General features: G+C 58.0%; 18 protein-coding genes and 1 pseudogene. 11 read left to right on the top strand and 8 right to left on the bottom strand.

The genetic code is table 11. The features are described from left to right. Positions 1-6: 6 nt before the first annotated feature. Genes VCA57_RS17825 through secB form a run of 3 tightly spaced genes read left to right on the top strand, consistent with a single transcriptional unit; the run spans position 7 to position 1,203 of the window. Positions 7-420, top strand: coding sequence for a rhodanese-like domain-containing protein (locus tag VCA57_RS17825; protein WP_411186404.1), 414 nt, complete (start codon positions 7-9; stop codon positions 418-420). Between the two features lies 1 nt (position 421). After that, positions 422-676, top strand: coding sequence for a glutaredoxin 3 (grxC, locus tag VCA57_RS17830; protein WP_411186405.1), 255 nt, complete (start codon positions 422-424; stop codon positions 674-676). A gap of 41 nt (positions 677-717) precedes the next feature. Continuing rightward, positions 718-1,203: a protein-export chaperone SecB gene (gene secB, locus VCA57_RS17835; RefSeq protein WP_411186406.1), complete on the top strand. Its 486-nt coding sequence runs from the start codon at positions 718-720 to the stop codon at positions 1,201-1,203. Between the two features lie 68 nt (positions 1,204-1,271). On the opposite strand, the gene trmL is transcribed toward secB, so the two are convergent. Further along, on the bottom strand, positions 1,272-1,736 hold the full coding sequence (gene trmL / locus VCA57_RS17840) for a tRNA (uridine(34)/cytosine(34)/5-carboxymethylaminomethyluridine(34)-2'-O)-methyltransferase TrmL (RefSeq protein ID WP_411186407.1): 465 nt from the start codon (positions 1,734-1,736) through the stop codon (positions 1,272-1,274). On the opposite strand from trmL, the gene VCA57_RS17845 reads away from it, so the two are divergent. Continuing rightward, positions 1,735-2,166: a hypothetical protein gene (locus tag VCA57_RS17845; protein WP_411186408.1), complete on the top strand. Its 432-nt coding sequence runs from the start codon at positions 1,735-1,737 to the stop codon at positions 2,164-2,166. The genes trmL and VCA57_RS17845 overlap by 2 nt on opposite strands. Positions 2,167-2,601: 435 nt before the next feature. On the opposite strand, the gene ntrC is transcribed toward VCA57_RS17845, so the two are convergent. From ntrC to glnA, 5 genes are all read right to left on the bottom strand, one after another. Beyond that, positions 2,602-4,035, bottom strand: a complete 1,434-nt coding sequence (ntrC, locus tag VCA57_RS17850) for a nitrogen regulation protein NR(I) (RefSeq protein WP_411186409.1) — start codon at positions 4,033-4,035, stop codon at positions 2,602-2,604. After that, entirely contained in the window at positions 4,032-5,117 is a 1,086-nt protein-coding gene (glnL, locus tag VCA57_RS17855; RefSeq protein WP_411186410.1) for a nitrogen regulation protein NR(II), read from the bottom strand. Before glnL ends, ntrC begins: the two co-directional genes overlap by 4 nt. Before the next feature lie 200 nt (positions 5,118-5,317). Then, on the bottom strand, positions 5,318-5,938 hold the full coding sequence (locus VCA57_RS17860) for a DUF4124 domain-containing protein (RefSeq protein WP_411186411.1): 621 nt from the start codon (positions 5,936-5,938) through the stop codon (positions 5,318-5,320). A 2-nt stretch (positions 5,939-5,940) separates the two neighbouring features. Beyond that, positions 5,941-6,507: a DUF4124 domain-containing protein gene (locus tag VCA57_RS17865; RefSeq protein WP_411186412.1), complete on the bottom strand. Its 567-nt coding sequence runs from the start codon at positions 6,505-6,507 to the stop codon at positions 5,941-5,943. A 185-nt stretch (positions 6,508-6,692) separates the two neighbouring features. Further along, positions 6,693-8,099: a glutamate--ammonia ligase gene (gene glnA / locus VCA57_RS17870; protein WP_411186413.1), complete on the bottom strand. Its 1,407-nt coding sequence runs from the start codon at positions 8,097-8,099 to the stop codon at positions 6,693-6,695. Between the two features lie 327 nt (positions 8,100-8,426). Between glnA and thiI the strand changes: the two genes are divergently transcribed. After that, positions 8,427-9,881 carry a tRNA uracil 4-sulfurtransferase ThiI gene (thiI, locus tag VCA57_RS17875; RefSeq protein ID WP_411186414.1) on the top strand — a complete coding sequence of 485 codons (1,455 nt, stop codon included), beginning with the start codon at positions 8,427-8,429 and terminating at the stop codon, positions 9,879-9,881. Positions 9,882-10,037: 156 nt separating this feature from the next. Next, entirely contained in the window at positions 10,038-11,858 is a 1,821-nt protein-coding gene (gene typA / locus VCA57_RS17880; RefSeq protein ID WP_411186415.1) for a translational GTPase TypA, read from the top strand. Positions 11,859-12,164: 306 nt separating this feature from the next. Here the strand turns inward: typA and mdtD are convergent, their stop codons facing one another. Together mdtD and VCA57_RS17890 are read right to left on the bottom strand one after the other, a co-directional pair. Further along, positions 12,165-13,589, bottom strand: a complete 1,425-nt coding sequence (mdtD, locus tag VCA57_RS17885; RefSeq protein ID WP_411186416.1) for a multidrug transporter subunit MdtD — start codon at positions 13,587-13,589, stop codon at positions 12,165-12,167. A gap of 269 nt (positions 13,590-13,858) precedes the next feature. Then, a complete protein-coding gene (locus tag VCA57_RS17890) occupies positions 13,859-14,539 on the bottom strand; it encodes a polysaccharide lyase family 7 protein (protein WP_411186417.1) in 681 nt (226 codons plus the stop codon). A gap of 783 nt (positions 14,540-15,322) precedes the next feature. Here VCA57_RS17890 and VCA57_RS17895 point away from each other — a divergent pair. From VCA57_RS17895 to VCA57_RS17915, 5 genes and pseudogenes are all read left to right on the top strand, one after another. After that, positions 15,323-16,063 (top strand): gluconate 2-dehydrogenase subunit 3 family protein, encoded by a 741-nt coding sequence (locus VCA57_RS17895; RefSeq protein WP_411186418.1) that lies wholly within the window; start codon positions 15,323-15,325, stop codon positions 16,061-16,063. 5 nt (positions 16,064-16,068) lie between these two features. Next, positions 16,069-17,832 (top strand): GMC family oxidoreductase, encoded by a 1,764-nt coding sequence (locus tag VCA57_RS17900; protein ID WP_411186419.1) that lies wholly within the window; start codon positions 16,069-16,071, stop codon positions 17,830-17,832. After that, positions 17,829-19,055 (top strand): c-type cytochrome, encoded by a 1,227-nt coding sequence (locus VCA57_RS17905; protein WP_411186420.1) that lies wholly within the window; start codon positions 17,829-17,831, stop codon positions 19,053-19,055. Before VCA57_RS17900 ends, VCA57_RS17905 begins: the two co-directional genes overlap by 4 nt. 536 nt (positions 19,056-19,591) lie before the next feature. Next, positions 19,592-20,629, top strand: a pseudogene (locus tag VCA57_RS17910) (cache domain-containing protein); the annotation flags it as partial. Positions 20,630-20,827: 198 nt separating this feature from the next. Then, entirely contained in the window at positions 20,828-21,532 is a 705-nt protein-coding gene (locus VCA57_RS17915) for a methyl-accepting chemotaxis protein (protein ID WP_411186483.1), read from the top strand. The last annotated feature ends 222 nt before the right edge of the window (positions 21,533-21,754 follow it).

Here is a 21,754-nt window from a genome sequence, read left to right on the forward strand (position 1 = left end):
CGCATAATGCTTGCCAACTTGATTGTATTTGCCACTACCCACTATGTGCTGAGCGGATTGTTCGTGATTCTGCTGGCGCTGCTGATCTTTACCGAAGCGCGTAAGGGTGGACAGAGCCTGAGCAGTCGCGAGCTGACTGCGTTGGTTAACAGCGAGCAAGGCGTGGTGCTGGATATTCGGGCGCAAAAGGATTTTTCTGCCGGGCATATCGTCGGCGCACTGAACATTCCGTATGAAAAAATCACCGCACGCATCGCTGAGCTGGAGAAGCACAAGGCCAAGACAGTGATTGTCGTCGACGCCATGGGCCAGCACGCGGGCACCGTTTGTCGCGATCTGAAAAAGGCCGGCTTCACTGCTGCCAAGCTGTCCGGCGGCGTAGCCAGCTGGCGTGGCGACAACCTGCCGTTGGTGAAGTGATATGCAACCAGTCGTCATCTACTCCAGCGATTGGTGCCCGTATTGCATCCGTGCCAAGCAACTGCTGACCCATAAAGGCGTGGCCTTTAATGAGATCAAAGTAGATGGCCAGCCGGATGTGCGCGCAGAAATGACCCGCAAGGCTCGTCAGACCTCTGTGCCGCAGATCTGGATCGGCGACACCCATGTGGGTGGCTGCGACGATCTTTATGCCCTGGAGCGTGCCGGCAAGCTCGACGCGCTGCTCAAGGTTTAATTTCCCTGTTTATCAGTATTTAACGAGAAGAAGGCTTTGCCATGACAGAACAAGCTAGCAACGCTGCCGCTCAGGACGAGCAAAATCCGCAATTCTCCCTGCAACGCATTTATGTGCGTGACCTGTCCTTCGAAGCGCCGAAGAGCCCGGAGATTTTCCGCCAGGAGTGGGCACCTAGCGTAGCCATGGACCTCAATACCCGGCAGAAGCCGCTGGATGGCGACTTTCACGAAGTGGTGCTGACACTCTCGGTTACCGTGAAAACTGGCGAAGAAGTGGCCTTTATCGCTGAAGTGCAGCAGGCAGGGATCTTCCTGATCAAAGGCCTGGATGCCGCATCCATGAGCCACACCCTGGGCGCGTTCTGCCCGAACATTCTGTTCCCGTATGCGCGCGAAACCTTGGACAGCCTGGTTGTGCGTGGCTCGTTCCCGGCGCTGATGCTGGCACCGGTGAACTTTGACGCCCTGTATGCCCAAGAACTGCAGCGCATGCAGCAAGCGGGTGAAACTGCTACGGCCCACTAAGGTTCTGTGCGGTAAGCAAAAGACGCCCTACGGGGCGTTTTTTGTGGCCGGTCATCCTTGGTGGCAGTTCACTCGAGCAGGGCGAAGCCTTGTTGACGCCAGGCCTCATAGACCGCTACCGCGACGGTGTTGGACAGGTTGAGGCTGCGGCAGCCTTCGCGCATCGGCAAGCGCACGCGCTGTTCGGGTGGTAAGCCGTCGCGAATATCTTGTGGCAGACCGCGACTCTCCGGACCGAACAGAAAGGCGTCACCTGGCTGGTAGCTGACCTCATGAAACGGCTGTGAGCCTTTGGTGGTAAAGGCAAATACGCGCGGTTGACCGAGGCTGGCCAGGCAGCTGGCGAGGTCTGGGTGGCGTTTAAGCGGGGCATATTCGTGATAGTCCAGTCCCGCACGGCGCAAGCGTTTGTCATCCAGCTCGAAGCCCAGCGGCTCGATCAGGTGCAGGTGACAGCCGCTGTTGGCGCATAGCCTGATAATGTTGCCGGTATTCGGTGGAATTTCTGGTTGAAAAAGGATGACGTGAAACATGCGCGGCTCCGAGCTTGAAGACGAGCAGCATTCTACAGACCCACGCCCTCGTCCGTGGTTACGGGTGATGGGGTCGTTAGCGATATTTGGCTTTTTAATCGGTTTGATGATTGGCCGGCTTATGCAGCCGGCCCCGCTCTGGCTTGAGCAGGTGGACGTGCGTGAGCACGCGCTTGAGTTGTGGTTCAACGTTGAGCCCGTGCCTCTAGAAGAGCATGCCAATGGCGTGTTTATTCTGCGCATGCAGAGCTTTGGCCGTCAGCAGCAAGGTCAGCTGCAGATTGCTGGGCGTTTGGCTAATTGGCGTTTGCAGCGGGAGAGGAGGGACTTGGTGTTGCGAGTGGTGGCGGCCCGTCCGTTGCGTGGTGAGTGGCACGCTGAGGAAGTGGACGGGCGCTGGCGGCTGGTGATCAGCCTACTGGAGCAATAAAAGAGGGGAATCCCCGGCCTGCCTGTACCAAGGTCCCCAAAACTGGGATTACTTTACTCTATGCAGACTGTGTGCCAGTTTTATTACTGTGCTTGCAGGGCCCGTAAATACTGAGCTTGCGGAGGTGTTGTCGGGTTTTATGCTGGTGCTGCGCGCGCTGCGATGTGAACCGCGTCTGTGCACGGGGCGGTAGTGGTGCATTGCACTGGAGCATTTTTACGCATGTTTCTGGCGGTAGCGCGCAGAGCTGTCCCGTTCTCCGGTGTTTTTGCGCGTTCTGAATTTATTGCCCGATTTATTGCTTAGCAGGGTTGTTGCTCGTGGCGTCTGCTTGGCGCTGCTTATCGAGCGACCGATATTGCAGGCGTATGACTAAACAGCCAAAGAAAACGGGCCTAAGCGGCCCGTTGGTTTATTGCGTGAAAAGCAGGCGGGTTAGTCGTCACCATCCTCGTCATCATTGCCATCGACGTTCATACCCAGCTCCTTGATCTTGCGGGTCAAGGTGTTGCGGCCCCAGCCCAGCAATACGGCGGCGTCGCGACGGCGGCCGGCGGTGTGCTTGAGAGCGGTTTCGATCATGATGCGCTCGAAGGCCGGCACGGCGGTATCCAGCAGGTTGGACTGGCCACGGCCCAGGGCCTGGTCGGCCCATTGCCGTAGAGCCTGTTCCCAGTTGCTGACGGGGGCGCTCTCTTGTGGCTGGTTGAGCAGTTCGGGCGGCAGGTCGTCGACATGCACTTCACGGCCCGAGGCCATCACGGTGATCCAGCGGCAGGTGTTTTCTAGCTGGCGGACGTTGCCGGGCCAAGGCAGTTGTTGCAGGTAGTCTTCGGTTTCGCTTTTCAGCAGCTTGGGTTCAACCGCCAGTTCCAGCGCGGCGCGGCTGAGGAAATGCCGGGCCAGGGTTGGGATGTCTTCGCGGCGGTCCGATAGGCGCGGAATGTGGATGCGGATGACATTGAGGCGGTGAAACAGGTCTTCACGGAATTTGCCGGCCTGTACCAGGGTTTCCAGATTCTGGTGGGTGGCGGCGATGATACGTACGTCGACCTTCACCGGGGTGTGACCGCCCACGCGATAGAACTCGCCGTCTGCCAGTACGCGCAGCAGGCGGGTTTGCGTGTCGGCCGGCATGTCGCCGATTTCATCAAGGAATAGCGTACCGCCATCGGCCTGTTCGAAGCGCCCGCGGCGCTGGTTGGCCGCGCCGGTAAAGGCACCTTTTTCGTGACCGAACAGCTCCGATTCCATCAAGTCTTTGGGGATCGCGGCCATGTTCAAGGCGATAAAGGGCGACGCCGCACGCGGGCTATGGCGGTGCAGGGCGTGGGCCACCAGCTCTTTACCGGTCCCAGATTCACCGTTGATCAGTACGGTGATATTGGAGTGCGAAAGACGGCCGATGGCGCGGAAGACTTCCTGCATCGCTGGCGCTTCGCCGATGATTTCCGGGGTGCGTGGCTGTTCTACCGGGGCGGCGAAACCTTGCTGCTCTTGCGCATGCTGATTGGCGCGTTTAACCAGGGAGACGGCCTCGTCGACGTCAAACGGCTTGGGCAGGTACTCGAATGCGCCACCTTGGTAGGACGCAACCGCGCTGTCCAGGTCGGAATGGGCGGTCATGATGATCACCGGTAGGCGCGGGTACAGCTCGCGAATACGCGCCAGTAGCTCAAGGCCGCTGGCACCCGGCATGCGAATGTCGGAGATGATCACGTCGGGCTGTTGGCGGGTCAGGCGGCTGAGTACGCCGTCGGCGCTATCGAAGCTTTGTGTGGTCATGCCTTCCTGTTGCAGGGCTTTTTCCAAGACCCAGCGGATGGAGCGGTCGTCATCGACAATCCAGACGGTTTCACTGCGGCTCATGACGAAGTTACTCCTTGTTCCAGCGGCAGGAAGATCGAGAATACGGTGTGGCCAGGATGGCTCTCGCACTCGATAAGCCCTTGGTGCTGACTAATAATGTTCTGGGTAATGGCCAGGCCCAGGCCGGTGCCATCGGCACGCCCGCTGACCATGGGGTAGAAGATGGTTTCTTGCAGCTCGGCGGGGATGCCGGGGCCGTTGTCGATAATTTCAATTTTGGTCACCAGGCGGTGACGGCAATGACCGATGGTGAACTGGCGTAGGGCACGGGTACGCAAGGTGATGCGGCCCATGCGCAGATCGCTCTGTGCTGACAGCGCTTGCATGGCGTTGCGCACAATATTCAGTACGGCCTGAATCATTTGCTCGCGGTCGATCAGGACGTCCGGAATGCTTGGGTCATAATCGCGCACCAAAATGATGCTGCCTTGGCTTTCTGCTTCCACCAGGCTGCTTACACGCTCTAGCACTTCGTGCACGTTGGTCAGCGCCAGCGAGGGCAGTTTGTTTGAGCCGAGCATGCGGTCGACCAGGTTACGCAGGCGGTCGGCCTCCTCGATGATCACATTGGTGTAATCCTTGAGGCTTTCCTCGGGCAGTTCGCGCGCCAGCAATTGCGCCGCACCGCGTATGCCGCCCAGGGGGTTCTTGATCTCGTGAGCCAGGCCGCGCACCAGCATTTTGGTGGTTTCCTGCTTGGACAGCTGCGCCTCTTCTTTGGTGATGCGTAGCAGGCGGTCGCGTGGGTGTATCTCTAGCAGTAGCAGGGTTTCGCCACGGTTGAATACCGGCGTTACTGCGTAGTCGACAGTTAGGTTTTGACCGCTAACCGAGGTCAGCATCGCTTCACGCTTGTTGAACGGATGTGCCTGCTCGACAGCCTGGCGTAGTGCGCTGAGTGCTTCGCTGGATTCGGTGAACAACTCGCTGATGAACTGCCCATGACTGCGCTGACCACTGATGGCCAGGAGCATCTCCGCCGCCGGGTTCATGTACTCAAGACGCAGGTCGTCGTTGAGCATCAAGGTGGCGGTGGTCAGGTTGTCCAGTAGCAGGCGGTGCAGTGCGTCGTTAATGATCATATGGGATATCAGCAGACCCTTGGGTTCCAGCAATGCTGCTAGAAAATGCAAGAAGTAAACCAAAGCCCCGAAAAGAAGCGTGTTTAGCCGTCGAATGCCGAAAATAGGCCGCTTTTCAGCGCAGCGGGGGAATTTGCTGCGACCCAAAATAGGGAGGCTGTAGAAGTGTAGGGTTTTTCGTGCGCTTTATTGGTGCGATGTCAGATAAAGGGCACGAAAGGGATGTCTTTCTTTTCTGCAGGTTTGTCTTTGAGTGGGCATTCTGGGCGCACGCCGTAGTCGGCCTTCTTGCACGGATTGGCCGTGCGCTTCTGTGCAAGGGAGATGCGCATCATGTGAAAGGGTTGGCTGGGCGTGCGTTCGATAATGCGACCTTGCTGATCGATAATTTCTGCTGCTAACTGGTGCGTGCCTCGGTCGATGTTCTCCAGGGGGAATACGGGGCTTCTGCCCGCCTCGCCCACCGGTACGCCATCGAGCAGTAGACGGTAGCTGTGTTGTGGAAATAGGCCGGGATCGCTGTTGATGCTGACGATCAGGTTGCCGGTGTTGTCGCGAATAGTGGCGTCGGGCTGCGGCACCAGAATACGCAGCAGGTTATAGCGCTGGGTTGGTTCTGGCGCTTTAGTCGTGACAACCGGCGCGGTTGGCGTCTGGACGGCAGGCATTGAGTTGCTCGGGGCTAGCTCGACGCGCTCGGCATTACCTGCTCTGGGTTTGTCGGTGAAAACCCGATTCCCTTCGGCGTCTATATAGGTGTAGACCTGCGCCAGGGTGGGCAGGGCGAGCAGCATCAGGCCGCAGAACAACAGATTGCGCATAGTTAGGGGGCTGGCTTCGGTTTGGGTTTTGGAGGGGGTGGTGGTGGGCGCAGGGCTGGGCTGTTGGTGTTGACCCGCTGCACGGTGAAGGTAACGGTGTCGCTCTGTTGGATGGATTGCTCGCCGCTTAATACTTCCACCGCCAGGCTATGTTCGCCTCGGTCTGCGTTGGTTATTTGCAGTCTTGGTACGTTGCTCGGTTGGCCATAGGGTTTGCCATCCAGGATTAAGCGCAGGCGGTGGTTGCTTGCCAGGCGCGGCTCAATCGCTACGCCAACGCTAAAACTGCCGTTGTTGGCGCGTAGCGCTTCATCAGTGGGTAGGCCAGTCAGTTGCAGCGTGCTATACGGCGCAACGTTGTTGGGCTCGCTGGGGGCTGGGTTGCTTGGTTCGGTTGGTACAGGCATGGCCACGCTGTTGGTTACCGGCAGTTCGACATTCTGCGTGGCTTGGCCTTCTGGCGGTTGGTCGGTAAATACCGTGTTGCCATTGGCGTCGATGTATTTGTAGATCTGCGCGGTAGCCGGCAAGGCCAGGCCCAGAAACAGGCAGATGAGTAAAAGGCGCATGCCTGACTCTCCTGATGGATGTGCCCTAAGCCTTGCACTGGTGGAGCGCTCTGGCAAGCACGCAGATGACGTGACGTGTACCAGCGCAGCAAACAGTGTTGCAAAAGGTCTGTGTGGCCGTGATGTGTGGGCGGCTAAACGTAAAAAGGCCACCCGAAGGTGGCCTTTCGTTACTGCGCGCTGGATTAGACGCTGTAGTACAGGTCGTATTCCAGTGGGTGTACGAAGGTGCGTACTTTGATTTCTTCTTCGTGCTTGAGCTCAAGGTAAGCGTCGATGAAGTCGTCGGAGAACACGCCGCCTTTAGTCAGGAACGCACGGCCCTTGTCCAGCTCTTCCAGGGCTTCTTTCAGGCTGCCGCAAACCTGTGGAATCAACTTGCCTTCTTCTGGAGGCAGGTCATACAGGTTTTTGTCAGCAGCATCGCCAGGGTGGATCTTGTTCTGGATACCGTCGATACCTGCCATCAGCAGGGCGGCGAAAGCCAGGTACGGGTTGGCTGCTGGATCAGGGAAGCGAGCTTCGATACGACGCGCTTTCGGGCTGGATACGTATGGAATACGGATCGAAGCCGAACGGTTGCGTGCAGAGTAAGCCAGCATTACTGGAGCTTCAAAGCCTGGGACCAGACGCTTGTAAGAGTTGGTCGATGGGTTGGTGAAGCCGTTCAGTGCTTTACCGTGCTTGATGATGCCGCCGATGAAGTACAGGGCGATATCGGACAGACCGGCATAGCCTTCGCCGGAGAAGGTGTTCTTGCCATCTTTGGAGATGGACATGTGTACGTGCATACCCGAACCGTTGTCACCGTACAGTGGCTTCGGCATAAAGGTCGCGGTTTTGCCGTAGGCATCAGCCACGTTGTGTACGCAGTACTTCAGGGTCTGAACTTCGTCAGCCTTGGCAACCAAGGTGTTGAACTTCACGCCGATTTCGTTCTGGCCGGCAGTCGCCACTTCGTGGTGGTGAACTTCGATGACCAGGCCCATTTCTTCCATGGCATTACACATGGCAGTACGGATTTCGTGGTCGTGGTCGCACGGCGGAACTGGGAAGTAGCCACCTTTGACGGCTGGGCGATGGCCTTTGTTGCCGCCTTCGATGTCGGCGTCGGTGTTCCAGGAGCCTTGTTCGGAGTAGATCTTGAACATGGAGCCGGAGATGTCGGACTTGAACTTCACTTCGTCGAAGATGAAGAACTCAGGCTCTGGGCCGACGAATACGGTGTCACCGATGCCGGTGGTTTTCAGGAATTCTTCAGCGCGCTTGGCGATCGAACGCGGGTCACGATCGTAGCCCTGCATGGTGCTTGGCTCGATGATGTCACAAACGATGATCAGCGTTGGCTCTTCGGTGAACGGGTCCAGTACGGCGGTTTCGTCAACCGGCAGCAGGATCATGTCGGAGGCTTCGATGCCTTTCCAGCCATGGATGGAGGAGCCGTCAAACATCTTGCCGATTTCGAAGAATTCGTCGTCCAGCGCATCGCGTGCCGGCATGGTCACGTGGTGCTGTTTGCCTTTGGTGTCGGTGAAGCGCAGGTCAACCCACTTCACGTCGTGTTCTTTAATAAGTTGAATCGACTTCGACATGCTGTCCTCCAGGTGGATAAGGCTCGAATGCTGAGCCCTCAATAGTATGTTACGGCCGGCGGCATACTCCGCCAGGGCATCCTGCCTCACAAGGGAGCAAATTGCATGCCAGTGCACAGGAATGGGTGTAAGGCCTGAAACTCAGGGTTGGCGGGGGCTGCGCGCTGCTGGCGAGTAAATATTTGCACTTATTTGGTGCGTATAAATTAACGCGCGCCTTTATGTGGTGCGCGATTTGATTGGTTGAGGATTTTTGATCAAAGCTTGAGCAATTTCCGCTATAATCCGCGCCCCTGTTTTTTCGCGGCCTCGGTACTCCCTGTTTTCATGAAACTGATCGTTAAAGTCTTCCCGGAAATCACCATTAAAAGTCGGCCGGTGCGTAAGCACTTTATCCGGCAGCTGGCGAAGAACATTCGCACGGTTTTGCGTGAGTTCGATCCACTGCTGCAGGTCAGTGGTGTGTGGGACAACCTGGAAGTCGAAACCCAGATCAGTGAACCGAAAACCCTGCAGGCGATGATCGAGCGCTTGAGCTGCACGCCGGGTATTGTTCATTTTCTGCAAGTCGATGAATACCCGCTGGGTGATTTCGATGATGTGCTGGAGAAGTGCAAGCTGCACTTTGCCGAACAACTACCGGGCAAGATCTTTGCCGTGCGCTGCAAGCGCGCCGGTAAGCATGCGTTCAGCTCCATGGATGTCGAGCGCTATGTTGGCAGCCAATTGCGCCAGCAATGCGGCGCGGCCGGCATCTCGCTGAAAGATCCCGAGGTGATTGTGCGGATGGAAATCCGTGATCAGCGTCTGTTTGTCATCCACCACCAGCACGAAGGTCTGGGCGGTTATCCGCTGGGTTCGCTGGAGCAGACCCTGGTGCTGATGTCTGGCGGTTTCGACTCCACAGTGGCCGCCTACCAAATGATGCGCCGGGGCCTGGTCACGCATTTCTGCTTCTTCAACTTAGGTGGCCGTGCCCACGAGTTGGGCGTGATGGAAGTGGCGCACTATCTCTGGGCGAAGTTCGGCAGCTCGCAGCGCGTACTGTTTATCAGCGTGCCGTTTGAGGAAGTGCTGGGCGAGATACTCGGCAAAGTCGACAACAGCCAGATGGGCGTGATCCTCAAACGCATGATGCTGCGCGCTTCTACGCGCATGGCCGAACGCTTGCAGATTGATGCGTTGGTGACCGGCGAGGCTATCAGTCAGGTCTCCAGTCAGACCCTGCCGAATCTCTCGGTGATTGATGCCGCCACCGACATGCTGGTGCTGCGCCCACTGCTTGCCAGCCACAAGCAGGACATCATCAACACCGCCACGCAAATCGGCACCGCCGAGTTCGCCAAGCACATGCCTGAGTATTGCGGCGTGATTTCCGTGAACCCGACTACCCGGGCGAAGAAAGACCGTATCGAATATGAAGAAAAGCAATTCGATATGGCCATCCTTGAGCTCGCCCTAGAGCGTGCGACCCTGCTGCCGATCGACAAAGTGATCGACGAGCTGGGCAAGGACATCAAAGTCGAGGAAGTCACTGAGGCCCTGGCTGGGCAGGTGATTATTGACATCCGCCACCCTGATGCCGCCGAGGACGAGCCACTCGCCTTGTCAGGCGTCGAGGTCATGGCGCTGCCGTTCTATGCCTTGAACAGCAAGTTCAAGGAGCTGGATGAGGCGCGCCAGTACCTGTTGTATTGCGATAAAGGTGTGATGAGTCGTTTGCATGCCCACCATCTGCTGAGTGAGGGGCATGCCAATGTGCGCGTTTATCGTCCGACATAAGACGCCCGGGTTGAATGGCGGCAGCATCCGCCATCGCCCTCCCGACATACCGGCGGCGTGAATCATGCATTCACGCCGCCGAGCAGAAATCGCATTTAGTTAATACTCGCCACCTACACTAGGCGGCACACCGAATCCTCTGATCGAGATACACACGTGATCGAAAATCTACGCAACATCGCCATCATTGCCCACGTTGACCACGGTAAAACCACCCTGGTAGACAAACTCCTGCGTCAGTCCGGCACCCTTGAGCGCGGCGAGCTCAACGACGAGCGCGTCATGGACAGCAATGACCAGGAAAAAGAGCGCGGCATTACCATTCTCGCGAAAAACACCGCGATCAACTGGAACGGCTACCACATCAACATCGTCGACACCCCCGGCCACGCCGACTTCGGCGGTGAAGTTGAGCGCGTAATGTCGATGGTTGACTCCGTGCTGCTGCTGGTTGACGCCCAAGACGGCCCGATGCCGCAAACCCGCTTCGTGACCAAGAAGGCCTTCGAAGCCGGCCTGCGTCCGATCGTGGTAATCAACAAGGTTGACCGTCCAGGCGCGCGTCCGGACTGGGTTCTGGACCAGATCTTCGACCTGTTCGACAACCTCGGTGCTACCGAAGAGCAGCTGGACTTCAAAGTCGTTTACGCCTCGGCCCTGAACGGCATTGCCGGTCTGGATCACACCGACATGGCTGAAGACATGACCCCGCTGTACCAGTCCATCGTCGACAACGTGCCGTCCCCGGCCGTAGACATCGACGGTCCGTTCCAGATGCAAATCTCGGCACTGGACTACAACAGCTTCCTCGGCATTATCGGTGTTGGCCGTATCGCCCGTGGTCGCGTCAAGCCGAACACCCCGGTAATCGCTATCGACGCCGACGGCAAGAAGCGCAACGGTCGTATCCTCAAGCTGATGGGTCACCACGGCCTGCACCGCATCGACGTTGAAGAAGCCACCGCTGGTGACATCGTCTGTGTCAGCGGTATGGACTCGCTGTTCATCTCTGACACCCTGTGTGACATCAACCACGTTGAAGCGATGAAGCCGCTGACCGTGGACGAGCCGACTGTATCCATGACCTTCCAGGTCAACGATTCGCCGTTCTGCGGTAAAGAAGGCAAGTTCGTCACCAGCCGTAATATCAAAGAGCGTCTGGACAAAGAGCTGCTGTACAACGTGGCACTGCGCGTTGAAGAGGGCGACTCGGCTGACAAGTTCAAGGTCTCCGGCCGTGGCGAACTGCACCTCTCGGTACTGATCGAAACCATGCGCCGCGAAGGCTTCGAAATGGGTGTAGGTCGTCCGGAAGTGATCATTCGTGTCGTCGACGGCGCCAAGCAAGAACCGTTCGAAAACGTCACCATCGACACCCCGGAAGAATCCCAGGGCAAGGTCATGGAAGAGATGGGCCTGCGTAAGGGCGACCTGACCAACATGGTGCCGGATGGCAAAGGCCGTGTGCGTCTGGAATACAACATCCCTGCTCGCGGTCTGATCGGTTTCCGTAACCAGTTCCTGACCCTGACCAACGGCGCTGGCATCCTCACCTCGATCTTCGATCGCTACGACACCATGAAGTCCGGCGATATGTCCGGCCGTCAGAACGGTGTTCTGGTATCGGTAGAAACTGGCAAGGCGCTGACCTACTCCCTGGAAACTCTGCAGGCGCGTGGCAAGCTGTTCGTTGAACACGGTCAAGAGATCTACAACGGTCAAATCGTTGGCCTGAACAGCCGTGACAACGACATGGGTGTTAACCCAACCAAAGGCAAGAAACTCGACAACATGCGTGCTTCCGGTAAAGACGAAACCATCGCTCTGGTTCCACCGGTGAAATTCACCCTGGAACAAGCTCTGGAATTCATCCAGGACGATGAATTGTGCGAAGTGACTCCAAAGTCTATTCGCTTGCGTAAAAAGATTTTGGACGAAGGCGAGCGCACCCGCGCTGCTAAAAAAGCCAAGAACTGATACCAGTTCTAGCTAACTAAAAAGCCCCCGCCGGCGCGAGCCAGCGGGGGCTTTTTGTATCTGCTGAATAGACCCCTGTATGCGATAGCTTCGGAGAAAACTTCATTTTTATGCGCCCCTGCAGGGCTCCAGATAAACTTGCCCCCCGTTTTCTTGTTGAGCGCTGTCCGCTATATCGCTGTCGGACCTAATGAAAGGAGTTCCGTGCGTTGAGCGTTGTTGCGTCGCGCAGGAAGAAGGGGGGACAGATTTATTCTCCCTAATACATAGTCCGCCCGCTGCAGGCGGGCGATCGGCCTGGTGGCGTCAGTCCGGGGTGTCGTCCACTCGGCGGCTGCTGCGGCCATCCTCGGGGCTCAACTGCAGGAAGATGCCTGCGGCAAGCATCGACAGCAGCCCGACGCACAAGAGCGTCGCCTGAAACGCGCCCAGTACCGAGCCATTCGCACTGCCCGCAGGCGGCGTAAAGCCGCTGAGTAGTGCGGCGGCAGAGGCAATCCCCAGGCTCATGGACAGCTGCACCACCACCGAGAGCAGGCTGTTGCCGCTGCTGGCCTCGTTGTCACGCAAGTCGATCAGGGTGACGGTGTTCATCGCGGTGAACTGCAGGGAGTTGAACGCGCCGATCAGCCCCAGGTGGACCAGCAGCCAGGCCTGGGAGGTGTTGCCATCGATCAGGGCCATGCTGGCGATCAGCGCGCCGAGCAGCAGGGTATTGCCAGTGAGAATGCGCCGGTAGCCGAGGCGGTCGATCAATGGTTTGGCCAGCGGTTTCATGGCCATGGCGGCCAGCGCCAGGGGGATCATACTCATCCCGGCCTGGGCTGGTGAGTAGCCCAGCGCCAGTTGCAGCAGCAACGGCACCAGGAAAGGCAAAGCGCCGCTGCCCAGGCGGGCGAACAGGTTGCCGAGAATACCCACGGCAAAGGCGCGGGTGTGGAATAGTGCGGGAGCGAACAGCGGCGACGGCGTGCGCCCGGCACGCAACCAGTAGGCCGCCAGGCAAGCCAGCCCGGCAATCAGCAATACCACCACGCGCACCGGCGGCAGGTGCAGTTCGCCAAGGCCTTCCAGGGCAATGGTGATCAGCAGCATGGCCGCGCCAAACAAGATAAAACCGGGCGCATCGAAGCGCGTGCGCTCCGGTCCGCGCAGGTCCGGCATAAAGCGCAGGGCGGCCCAGCAACCGAGTGCGCCGACCGGCAGGTTGATCAGGAAGATCCAGTGCCAACTGGTGTACTGCACCAGCCAGCCGCCCAGGGTCGGGCCGATCAGCGGGCCGAGCAAGCCGGGCAGGGTGATAAAACTCATAATCCGCACCAGCTCCGTGCGTGGGTAGGCGCGCAGCACCACCAGGCGCCCAACCGGCATCATCAGCGCGCCGCCCAGGCCCTGTAGCGCGCGTGCGCAGATCAGTTGGCTGAGCGAGTGCGACAGCGCGCAGAACAGTGAACCTAGGGTGAATAGCACGATGGCGCCGAAGAAAATTCGCCGTGTGCCGAAACGGTCGGCGATCCACCCAGAAGCCGGTATCAGCAGCGCCACGGTGAGCATGTAGGCAATCACCACCGACTGCATGCGCAGCGGGTCTTCGGCCAGATCGCGGGCCATGCTCGGCAGGGCGATATTGAGGATGGTGCCGTCGAGCGTCTGCATGAAAAAGGCGATGGCAACGATCCAGGGCAGCAGACGGGCAGTGCGTGGGTCGAGCTGTGAAGGGGTGTTCTGCATGAGGGGTCCTGCAGTGGCGGGCGGGTGTGGCCGTGCAGACATTACCGCTGGCTGCGCTTTAATTCGATGGCTCTATCGCGAATAAATCCGCGCCTATGGCCTGTGTAGAGATTACAACACTGCAACAGACCCCAACTAAAAATCCCCCGCCGACGAGAGCCTGCGGGGGCTTTTTGCATCTGGCGTATGGGGCTAGAGCAGTAGCGAGGGAGAGCGTTGGCAATATGCCTGGCGCAGCAGCGCTGCTGTCCTGTCCTCGATGGCTCTATCTAAAGGTGTTCAAGCTTCAATTGTTTGAACGTTGTGGCGCCTGCTTCGGTCCCGTAGCCGCTGTTATCCAGGGTGTAAACGCCGGCTTTGAAGTACAGCGAATGGCTTTTCCAGGCTTTATCGAGTTTCCCTTGCCAGCTTTTGATCGTGCCGCTGGGTTCAGTCAGTGCGATGCTCAGGGTGCCGTCTTTGCCCAGATTGATTTTGTAGCTGAAGTCTTGGTTGAGCTTTATCTTGCTCGATAGCACGATTTTCTTTGAATCCGCGTCACTAGGCTTGCCACGAAAGGCAATGACAACGCTGCCGTAACCGGCTTTTGCCGAATATTGATAGCCCAGCATCAGTGGCGGCGATGTGCTCTGTTTGGTGTGTATCTGGGAGAAGGCGATCACTCCGTTTGACGGCACTTGGGTGACCTTGGCGGTAGCGCTGAGCACGTTAGTTGCTGCGCTGTAGCTCCAGTTGCGCAGGCTGCCGTCGGCGTAGGTTTCGCGCATTTCACTGCGCGGGTATTCCGAGTTGCTGGTGGTTGAACCATTGACCGGAGCCCAGAAGCTTATGGTGCCGTCTTTCGATTGGAAGTAGCGGTCCTGATAACCACCAGCCAGCGCGGGTGTTGCAATGGTGGTCGCCGGTACGCCGACAGGGATTGTGAGGTTCCAGGTGGTGAGGTCGATCATGGTGGCTACTCCGAGGGCAGAACGGCAGTCAGGGCACCTGGTATTTCCAGTTACATGTGGCTCCATTAGCGACGTTTGTCGCGATACCTGTCGGGTGCTTGGGGCGAGAGTAGCGAGGTACTGATCGCTCCGTAATTACCGCTCGTCATTGTTCTGTCGCCGTATTTTTGGCGATTATCTGGAGGCCTACTTGCGAAATCTATCTACCAGCTGTTGCGTAACGGTTTTCCCGTTTCGCGCGGTGGCGGGTTGGGCGTTGTGCTGGGTTTTTATGTGGAAGGGCGTTTTGTAAGGATGTGCGCGAAGTCTCGAATCTGATGCCCTTGACGTTATGCGTGAGGCCAGTGCACACAACTACCCATTGGGTAATGATCGTTTTCGCGAGTCGGTAGCCGTGCAGCTTGGCCGTCCGGAGGGGCAGAGCGGTCCTGGTCGGCCAGTGGTTAAAAATAAATCACTCCGACCCCTTTGAAGACCCCTAGATAAATCTGTCCTGTTTTCTTGTTGAACGCTGTTAGCCATTTCGCTGTCGGACCTCGTGAAAGAAGTTCCGTGCACTGAGCGTTATTGCGTTGCAATCTGTTGCTGCAGTGCTCCGCGCCAAGTGCGCAGCGCTTCCCTCTGGCGGGACCGTTGATGTGCCGAACTAATTAAATATATTCCATCGGCCATACGTATCGACCCCCGTCCCGGATGTCCGTGCATCCGCATTCCGCCTCCGGGTGGATCTGTCCTAAAAGCCTGAGCCGTGCAGCCAATTGCGCGGGTTTTCGAGGAGTCGATATGTCCAAAGAACCCTCTCAAGGATTTAGCCGGCGCAAGCTGCTGACGGCATCGGCCACTACGCTGGCCGCTGGCTTCGCAGTAGGTGCGCGGGCCGCCACCGTTAACGGCGTACCGCAGTGGCTACCCTTCGACCACAACGGTCCGCTGCACTATGACGCCAAGGGCTGGCAGTTCTTCAGCGCTGAGCAGGCCCGCGAGGTCGAGGCGATCGTCGAGCGGCTGATCCCCGCTGACGATCTGTCGGTGAGTGGCAAAGAAGCCGGCTGCGCGGTGTTCATCGACCGCCAGTTGGTCAGCCACTACGGCACTTACGAGCGACTTTACCAGCAAGGCCCGTTTGTCCCGGGTGTCGAGCCTGAGTCACCACTTGTTCCGCGCGAACGTTACCGGATCGGCCTGGAGCAGTTGGGCAAGCACTGCCAGACGGCGTTCGGCAAACGTTTCAGCGAGCTGGACGAAGTGCAGCGTGACGACGTGCTCAAAGGCCTGGAAAGCGGTGATATCGCGTTTGCCGGGATGGAATCCAAAGCGTTCTTCGCGCAAATCCTGCAGAACACTATGGAGGGGTTCTTCGCCGATCCGATCTACGGCGGCAACCGTGACATGGTCAGCTGGAAGATGCTCGGCTTCCCCGGTGCGCGCTACGACTACCGCCCCTACATCGACCGGCATAACGAGAAGCTGGACCTGATACCGCTGTCGATCGTCGGCAGCTCCTCGTGGAATCGCAAAGGATGAGTGGAATGGCCAAGAAACTCCCCGCAACCGACGTGGTGGTGGTTGGGCTCGGCTGGGCCGGTTCGATCATCGCCAAAGAACTCGCCGATGAAGGCCTGCAAGTGGTGGGCTTCGAGCGTGGCGCGTGGCGCGACACCGCCACTGATTTCAACATTGCCTCGGCAGCCGACGAGTTGCGCTACCTGTCACGCCAGGAGCTGATGCTGCGCACCCGGCAAAACACCTGCACGATGCGCAACAAACCCAGTGAAACCGCGCTGCCAATGCGCACCTGGGGCTCTTTTCACCCGGGTAATGGTACGGGTGGTGCCGGCAACCACTGGGCGGGCATCACCTTCCGCTTCCAGCCCGAGGAGTTCCACCTCAAGAGCCACCTGACCGAGCGTTACGGCAAAGAGTCTATCGAAGGCCTAAGCCTGCAGGACTGGGGCACTACCTGGGAAGAAATGGAGCCGCATTACGACGCCTTTGACCGCGTGGCGGGCATCTCCGGCAAAGCCGGCAACATCGGCGGTACGATCATCGAGGGTGGCAACCCGTTCGAGGGGGCGCGCTCGAACGAGTACCCCAACCCGCCGACCAAGCAGACCTACGCACCAACAATGTTCGCCGAAGCGGCGCGCAACATGGGTTACAAGCCCTTCCCGGTGCCCTCGGCCCTGGCCTCCCAGGCGTACACCAACCAGTACGGCGTGACGATGGGGCCATGCACCTTCTGCGGCTTCTGCACCAACTACGGCTGCGCCAACTATTCCAAGGCTAGCGCCATCGTCAACGTGCTCCCCGCGCTGATCCGCATGCCTAATTTCACCGCGCAGACCAACTGCGAAGTGCTGGAAGTGACCAAGGACAGCACCGGTAAGCGCGCCACCGGAATCGTTTATGTCGACGTCAACGGCGAGAAGTGGGAGCAGCCGGCAGACATCGTCGTGGTCGCCGCCTTCACCTTCGAGAACGTGCGTCTGATGCTGCTCTCGGGCATCGGCCAGCCTTACGACCCGCTGAGCAACACCGGTACCACCGGGCGTAACTACGCCTACCAGACGGCCAACGGCGTGCAGCTGTTTTTCGATGACAAGAACTTCAACCCGTTCATCGGTGGCGGCGCCATCGGTATGGGCATCGACGAGTTCAACAATGACAACTTCGACCACTCCGGCCTGGGTTTCGTCGGCGGCGGCAGTACCCGGGTAACCCCCGTTGGCGCAGCGCCCATAGGCTCGCGTCCAGTGCCACCGGGCACGCCAAAATGGGGCGCGGAGTGGAAGAAGACCACTGTGCAGTACTACGCCAGCAGCATGTCCATCGGTTGCGAGGCGAGTAATTACAGCACCCGCACCAACTATCTATCGCTGGATCCGACCTACACCGACCCGCATGGCCGACCGCTGCTGCGCATCACCTTCGACTTCACCGATAACGACCTGCGCATGGCGCAGTACGTGACCGACAAGACCGCCGAGATCGCTCGCGCCATGAACCCGAAGATGGTGCTCGCCAACCCACGTAAGGGGCCATGGTCGAACACTTCCTACCAGTCCAGCCACGTGGTCGGCGGCTTCGTCATGGGCGCTGATCCGTCTACCAGTTCGGTCAACAAGCACCTGCAGGTGTGGGACGTGCCCAACCTGTTCGTGGTCGGCGCCTCGGCCTTCCCACAGAACCCCGGCTACAACCCCACCGGCACGGTCGGCGCGCTGGCGTTCAAAGCGGCGTATGCGATTCGTACCTACTACCTCAAGCGCCCCGGGGAGATGATCAGCATATGAAAACTCTCCTCAACCTTGCCGTTGGGCTACTGGCCGCGACGAGCATCAGCGCCTATGCGGCCACCGGCTCGGATTCCTACGAAACGGTACAGAAGGGTAAGTACATCGCCACCCTCGGCGATTGCACCGCCTGCCACACGCTGCCTGGCAAACCATTGTTTTCCGGCGGCGTAGCGATCGAGACGCCGTTCGGCGAATTGCTCGGAGCCAACATCACCCCCAACCCGGAAGCGGGTATTGGTCGTTGGAATTTCGAGGATTTCCAAAACACCATGGCCAGCGGCCACGCCCGTAACGGCAAGCAGCTCTACCCCGCCATGCCCTATGCCGCCTACACCAAGGTCACGCGCGAAGACAACAGAGCGCTGTGGGCCTACCTGCGCACCATCGAGCCGGTGCACAACGAAGTGGAAACCAACCAGCTGCCATTCCCCTTCAACATCCGCATGAGCATGAAGGTGTGGAATTGGCTCAACTTCACTGAGGGCGAATTCAAGGCCGACACGCAGAAGAGCACGCAGTGGAACCGTGGTGCCTACCTGGTGCAAGGGCTGGGGCACTGCGGCAGTTGCCACACGCCCAAGAACCTCATCGGCGGCGATAAGCAAGGCGAGGCGTTCAAGGGCGGCGAGTTGCAGGGTTGGATGGCGCCGAATATCAGCGGCGTTGCCCACGTTGGCTTGGGCGACTGGAGCGAGGACGACATCGTGCAGTACCTCAAAACCGGCGCGAATCGCTACGACATCGCCTCCGGGCCCATGGCCGAAGCGGTGGAGAAATCCACCCAGCACTGGCGTGACGAAGACCTGATGGCCGTGGCCGTCTACCTCAAGGACCTCGACCATGATCACGACAAGCCCGAACCGCTGGCAGCTACCGAGCCGGCGATGAAGGCCGGGCGCAACATCTATGCAGATCGCTGCTCGGGCTGCCATACGCCAAACGGCGAAGGCATTCCCAAGCTGTTCCCGAAACTCGCTAACGCACCGTTGGTCAACAGCCGCGATGCCGTATCGGTGATTCGCGTGGTGCTCGCCGGCAACCGCGCCGGCACCACCGACGCGGCGCCCACCGGGCCGGCCATGCCGTCCTTCGCCTGGAACCTGACGGACGAGAACATCGCCGACGTACTGACCTACGTGCGCAACAGCTGGGGTAACGCCGCCGAAGCAGTCAGCGCCGATGAGGTGCACGATCAGCGCGAGCAATTGCAGGCGGAGTAGCACGATAGGCCTCTGAGGCTCTACGGCACGAGAAACGGAATGTGTGCCTCTGGCTGACTGAAAGCCCCAGCTTTGGGGCTTTTGGTCTCTATTAAACGCCAAGAAATTAAGTACAGCGCGACAGTAATCCGACTGCTTACTTCTTCAGGATGAAGACGATTAGCACTACCTTGCGATGTTGGGCGATGCATTGAGGCGGTACAGGATGCAATTCACCCCTGCGTGCTGATAGACCAGCCAGGTGCACCTTCTTAGATGCCTGCTGATGCGCTGGGCATTTCTCCTGTTATGCAGCCCTGAGCTGCATGTCTGTGCTGTGCGTGAGGCCGGTGCGTATGACTTCCCCTTAAGAATGCCTCTACGCAGGTTGCGTCTCATCACGGCCGATATTGTGTATCCTTATTTGTTTGATTTTTGTGCACAATTTTATTGATTAAAGTTTTACAATTTTCAGGCCGAAACAAGCCTTATCGTCAATGGCCATGTCTCGTCTGACCTAGCTATTTACCCTGCCCACTACGTTGATGGTTGTTGCCATGAAAATAAAAACCAAGCTCGTGCTAGCTTTTGTGTCAGTCGCTTTTATCCCTGTCAGTCTGGTTGCTTTGATTTCGGTGCTTAACACGCGCACCCAAGCGGTTGATCAGTTTATCGATGGCAGCACCCGAGAAATACGCCAGATCGACGCTAATATCCGGCAGTTTTTCGACGCTACTCAGCAAAACGTCGACCAAATGGCGGCGGATTCTGTATACACATCGGTTGATAGCCTGAAGGATTATCGAGCTGCTAATGCGCCTAGCCAGCCAATGCCGCCGGTTGCTCAGCAAGTGATCGACAGGTTTGCGCGCTATGGCAACACGCACCCCTCTGCGGCGATTCTGTCTCTCGGTCTAGAGGATGGCAGCTACGTCAAATGGCCGGATGACCCGCAACTGGCTAACTACGACCCGCGTGTGCGCCCTTGGTACAAGGCTGCCATGGCCAACCCTGATAAAACGGTACGCACGCCCGCTTATTACTATGACAAAGATGATGTGGCGCTGGTCGGTACCGCTCGGGCAATGCTTGACCCTGCAGGTAAACCAAAGGGTGTCTTTGTTGTGAGTGTTTCGCTCAAGAACCTTACCGAGTTGGTCAAAAGCATTCGCTTGGGTGAGAGCGGTTACGTGATGTTGGTTGAGGACGGCATTGTCTTGGTCGATCCGCGTAATGCAGGACACAACTTCAAGCCTCTCAAGGATTTGGGTGAGGCCTATGCGCGGCTGGATGCGACTACGCAGGGCTCCACTGAAGTGGTAATAGACGGTGTTCGTTATATGGCCAACGTCTGGTCATCGCCGGGGCTTGGCTGGCGTTATGTGGGGTTGATCGAATACAGCGAGGTCATGGCCGACGCAACGCGTATGACCTATCTGACCGCAACTATCGCGGTGGTGTTGGCGATTATCTTTGCGTTGATTGCGGCGGCGTTTTCCCAAGTAATCGTTAAGCCAATCGGCCAGGTCAGCAATGGTTTGCAGTCGATTGCCCAGGGGGAGGGCGATTTGCGCCATGACCTTAAGGTTATGGGGCGTGATGAAACGGCTGAGCTGGCGGGCTGGTTCAACCAGTTTCTCGCGGCCATTCGCCAGTTAATTCAGCATATCGGCGCAGCATCGCGCAATTTGCAGGATGCCTCACGGGTCAATCGCGAGGTCGCTACCAATATGAATGAGGCGGCTGGGCGTCAGCGCGAAGCGGTGGAGTTGGTATCTACAGCATTTAACGAAATGGTCGCCACGGCTAACGAGGTGGCTCGTTCGTGCAGCTGTGCCGCTGAGTCCGCCGAGAGCGGACACCGTCGAGTGGCTGAAGGCAAACAACAGATTGAGTTAACCACCGAAAACGTCAATCGCTTGGGCAACCGTTTGACTGAGTCGTCCCAGGCAATGGTTGAGTTGGAAGCGGGTAGCCGGAGTATCAATCAGATCCTCGGCACTATCCGCGCTATTGCTGAGCAGACCAACCTGCTGGCATTGAATGCGGCAATTGAGGCGGCTCGGGCTGGTGATCAAGGCCGTGGCTTTGCCGTGGTTGCTGATGAAGTAAGGGCATTGGCCAAGCGTACGTCTGACTCCACGGCTGAAATCGACCAGTTACTCAATACGCTGGGCAGTAAGACTCAGGAAGTCTCAGAGAAAATGGACAGCTGCCTGGACCTGTCGCGTGCCAGCGTGTCGTCGATTGAGAGTGCACGGGAGAGCTTTGAGGGTATTGAGTTGTCGGTCAATGAAATCAGGGATCAGAACCTGCAGATATCGGCGGCAGCGGAGGAGCAGCATAGTGTCGCCGAGGATATTAACCAGCATATCCAGCAGATTTATGATGAGGCGCAACTGGTTGAAAATCTGGCCCATTCTGCTCAGGAAGACTCTGGCTTGCTTGCGCAACTGTCGGATGAGTTGAACGGTCTGGTGGGGCGATTTAAGTCCTGATCGAAACGGGCTGGTTAAGGTGCTGAAGTGGTCTTGTTTTTTTGGCCGACTTCAGCGCTGAACTCGCCCAGCGCGGTAAAAGTTAATTTCTCTTTCTCCTCTCGCACCTCCCAATAGTGGCGTTTTAGAGCCACGCGTTCAGTTTCATTTAAGTAAGAATACTTATCGTTGCCCCGGAAGTGATCAGAAGCTCACAGGCATTTGGTCAGCAGTTAACAATGC

This window comes from Pseudomonas sp., from assembly GCF_046581935.1.
Classification (GTDB): Bacteria; Pseudomonadota; Gammaproteobacteria; order Pseudomonadales; family Pseudomonadaceae; genus Aquipseudomonas.

What these genes read in the sequence shown, in the direction of transcription:
- VCA57_RS17825 (WP_411186404.1), top strand. Translation starts at nt 7, where the DNA reads ATGCTTGCCAACTTGATTGTATTTGCCACTACCCACTATGTGCTGAGC.
- grxC (WP_411186405.1), top strand. Translation starts at nt 422, where the DNA reads ATGCAACCAGTCGTCATCTACTCCAGCGATTGGTGCCCGTATTGCATC.
- secB (WP_411186406.1), top strand. Translation starts at nt 718, where the DNA reads ATGACAGAACAAGCTAGCAACGCTGCCGCTCAGGACGAGCAAAATCCG.
- VCA57_RS17845 (WP_411186408.1), top strand. Translation starts at nt 1,735, where the DNA reads ATGCGCGGCTCCGAGCTTGAAGACGAGCAGCATTCTACAGACCCACGC.
- trmL (WP_411186407.1), bottom strand. Translation starts at nt 1,736, where the DNA reads ATGTTTCACGTCATCCTTTTTCAACCAGAAATTCCACCGAATACCGGC.
- ntrC (WP_411186409.1), bottom strand. Translation starts at nt 4,035, where the DNA reads ATGAGCCGCAGTGAAACCGTCTGGATTGTCGATGACGACCGCTCCATC.
- glnL (WP_411186410.1), bottom strand. Translation starts at nt 5,117, where the DNA reads ATGATCATTAACGACGCACTGCACCGCCTGCTACTGGACAACCTGACC.
- VCA57_RS17860 (WP_411186411.1), bottom strand. Translation starts at nt 5,938, where the DNA reads ATGCGCAATCTGTTGTTCTGCGGCCTGATGCTGCTCGCCCTGCCCACC.
- VCA57_RS17865 (WP_411186412.1), bottom strand. Translation starts at nt 6,507, where the DNA reads ATGCGCCTTTTACTCATCTGCCTGTTTCTGGGCCTGGCCTTGCCGGCT.
- glnA (WP_411186413.1), bottom strand. Translation starts at nt 8,099, where the DNA reads ATGTCGAAGTCGATTCAACTTATTAAAGAACACGACGTGAAGTGGGTT.
- thiI (WP_411186414.1), top strand. Translation starts at nt 8,427, where the DNA reads ATGAAACTGATCGTTAAAGTCTTCCCGGAAATCACCATTAAAAGTCGG.
- mdtD (WP_411186416.1), bottom strand. Translation starts at nt 13,589, where the DNA reads ATGCAGAACACCCCTTCACAGCTCGACCCACGCACTGCCCGTCTGCTG.
- VCA57_RS17890 (WP_411186417.1), bottom strand. Translation starts at nt 14,539, where the DNA reads ATGATCGACCTCACCACCTGGAACCTCACAATCCCTGTCGGCGTACCG.
- VCA57_RS17895 (WP_411186418.1), top strand. Translation starts at nt 15,323, where the DNA reads ATGTCCAAAGAACCCTCTCAAGGATTTAGCCGGCGCAAGCTGCTGACG.
- VCA57_RS17900 (WP_411186419.1), top strand. Translation starts at nt 16,069, where the DNA reads ATGGCCAAGAAACTCCCCGCAACCGACGTGGTGGTGGTTGGGCTCGGC.
- VCA57_RS17905 (WP_411186420.1), top strand. Translation starts at nt 17,829, where the DNA reads ATGAAAACTCTCCTCAACCTTGCCGTTGGGCTACTGGCCGCGACGAGC.
- VCA57_RS17915 (WP_411186483.1), top strand. Translation starts at nt 20,828, where the DNA reads ATGGTCGCCACGGCTAACGAGGTGGCTCGTTCGTGCAGCTGTGCCGCT.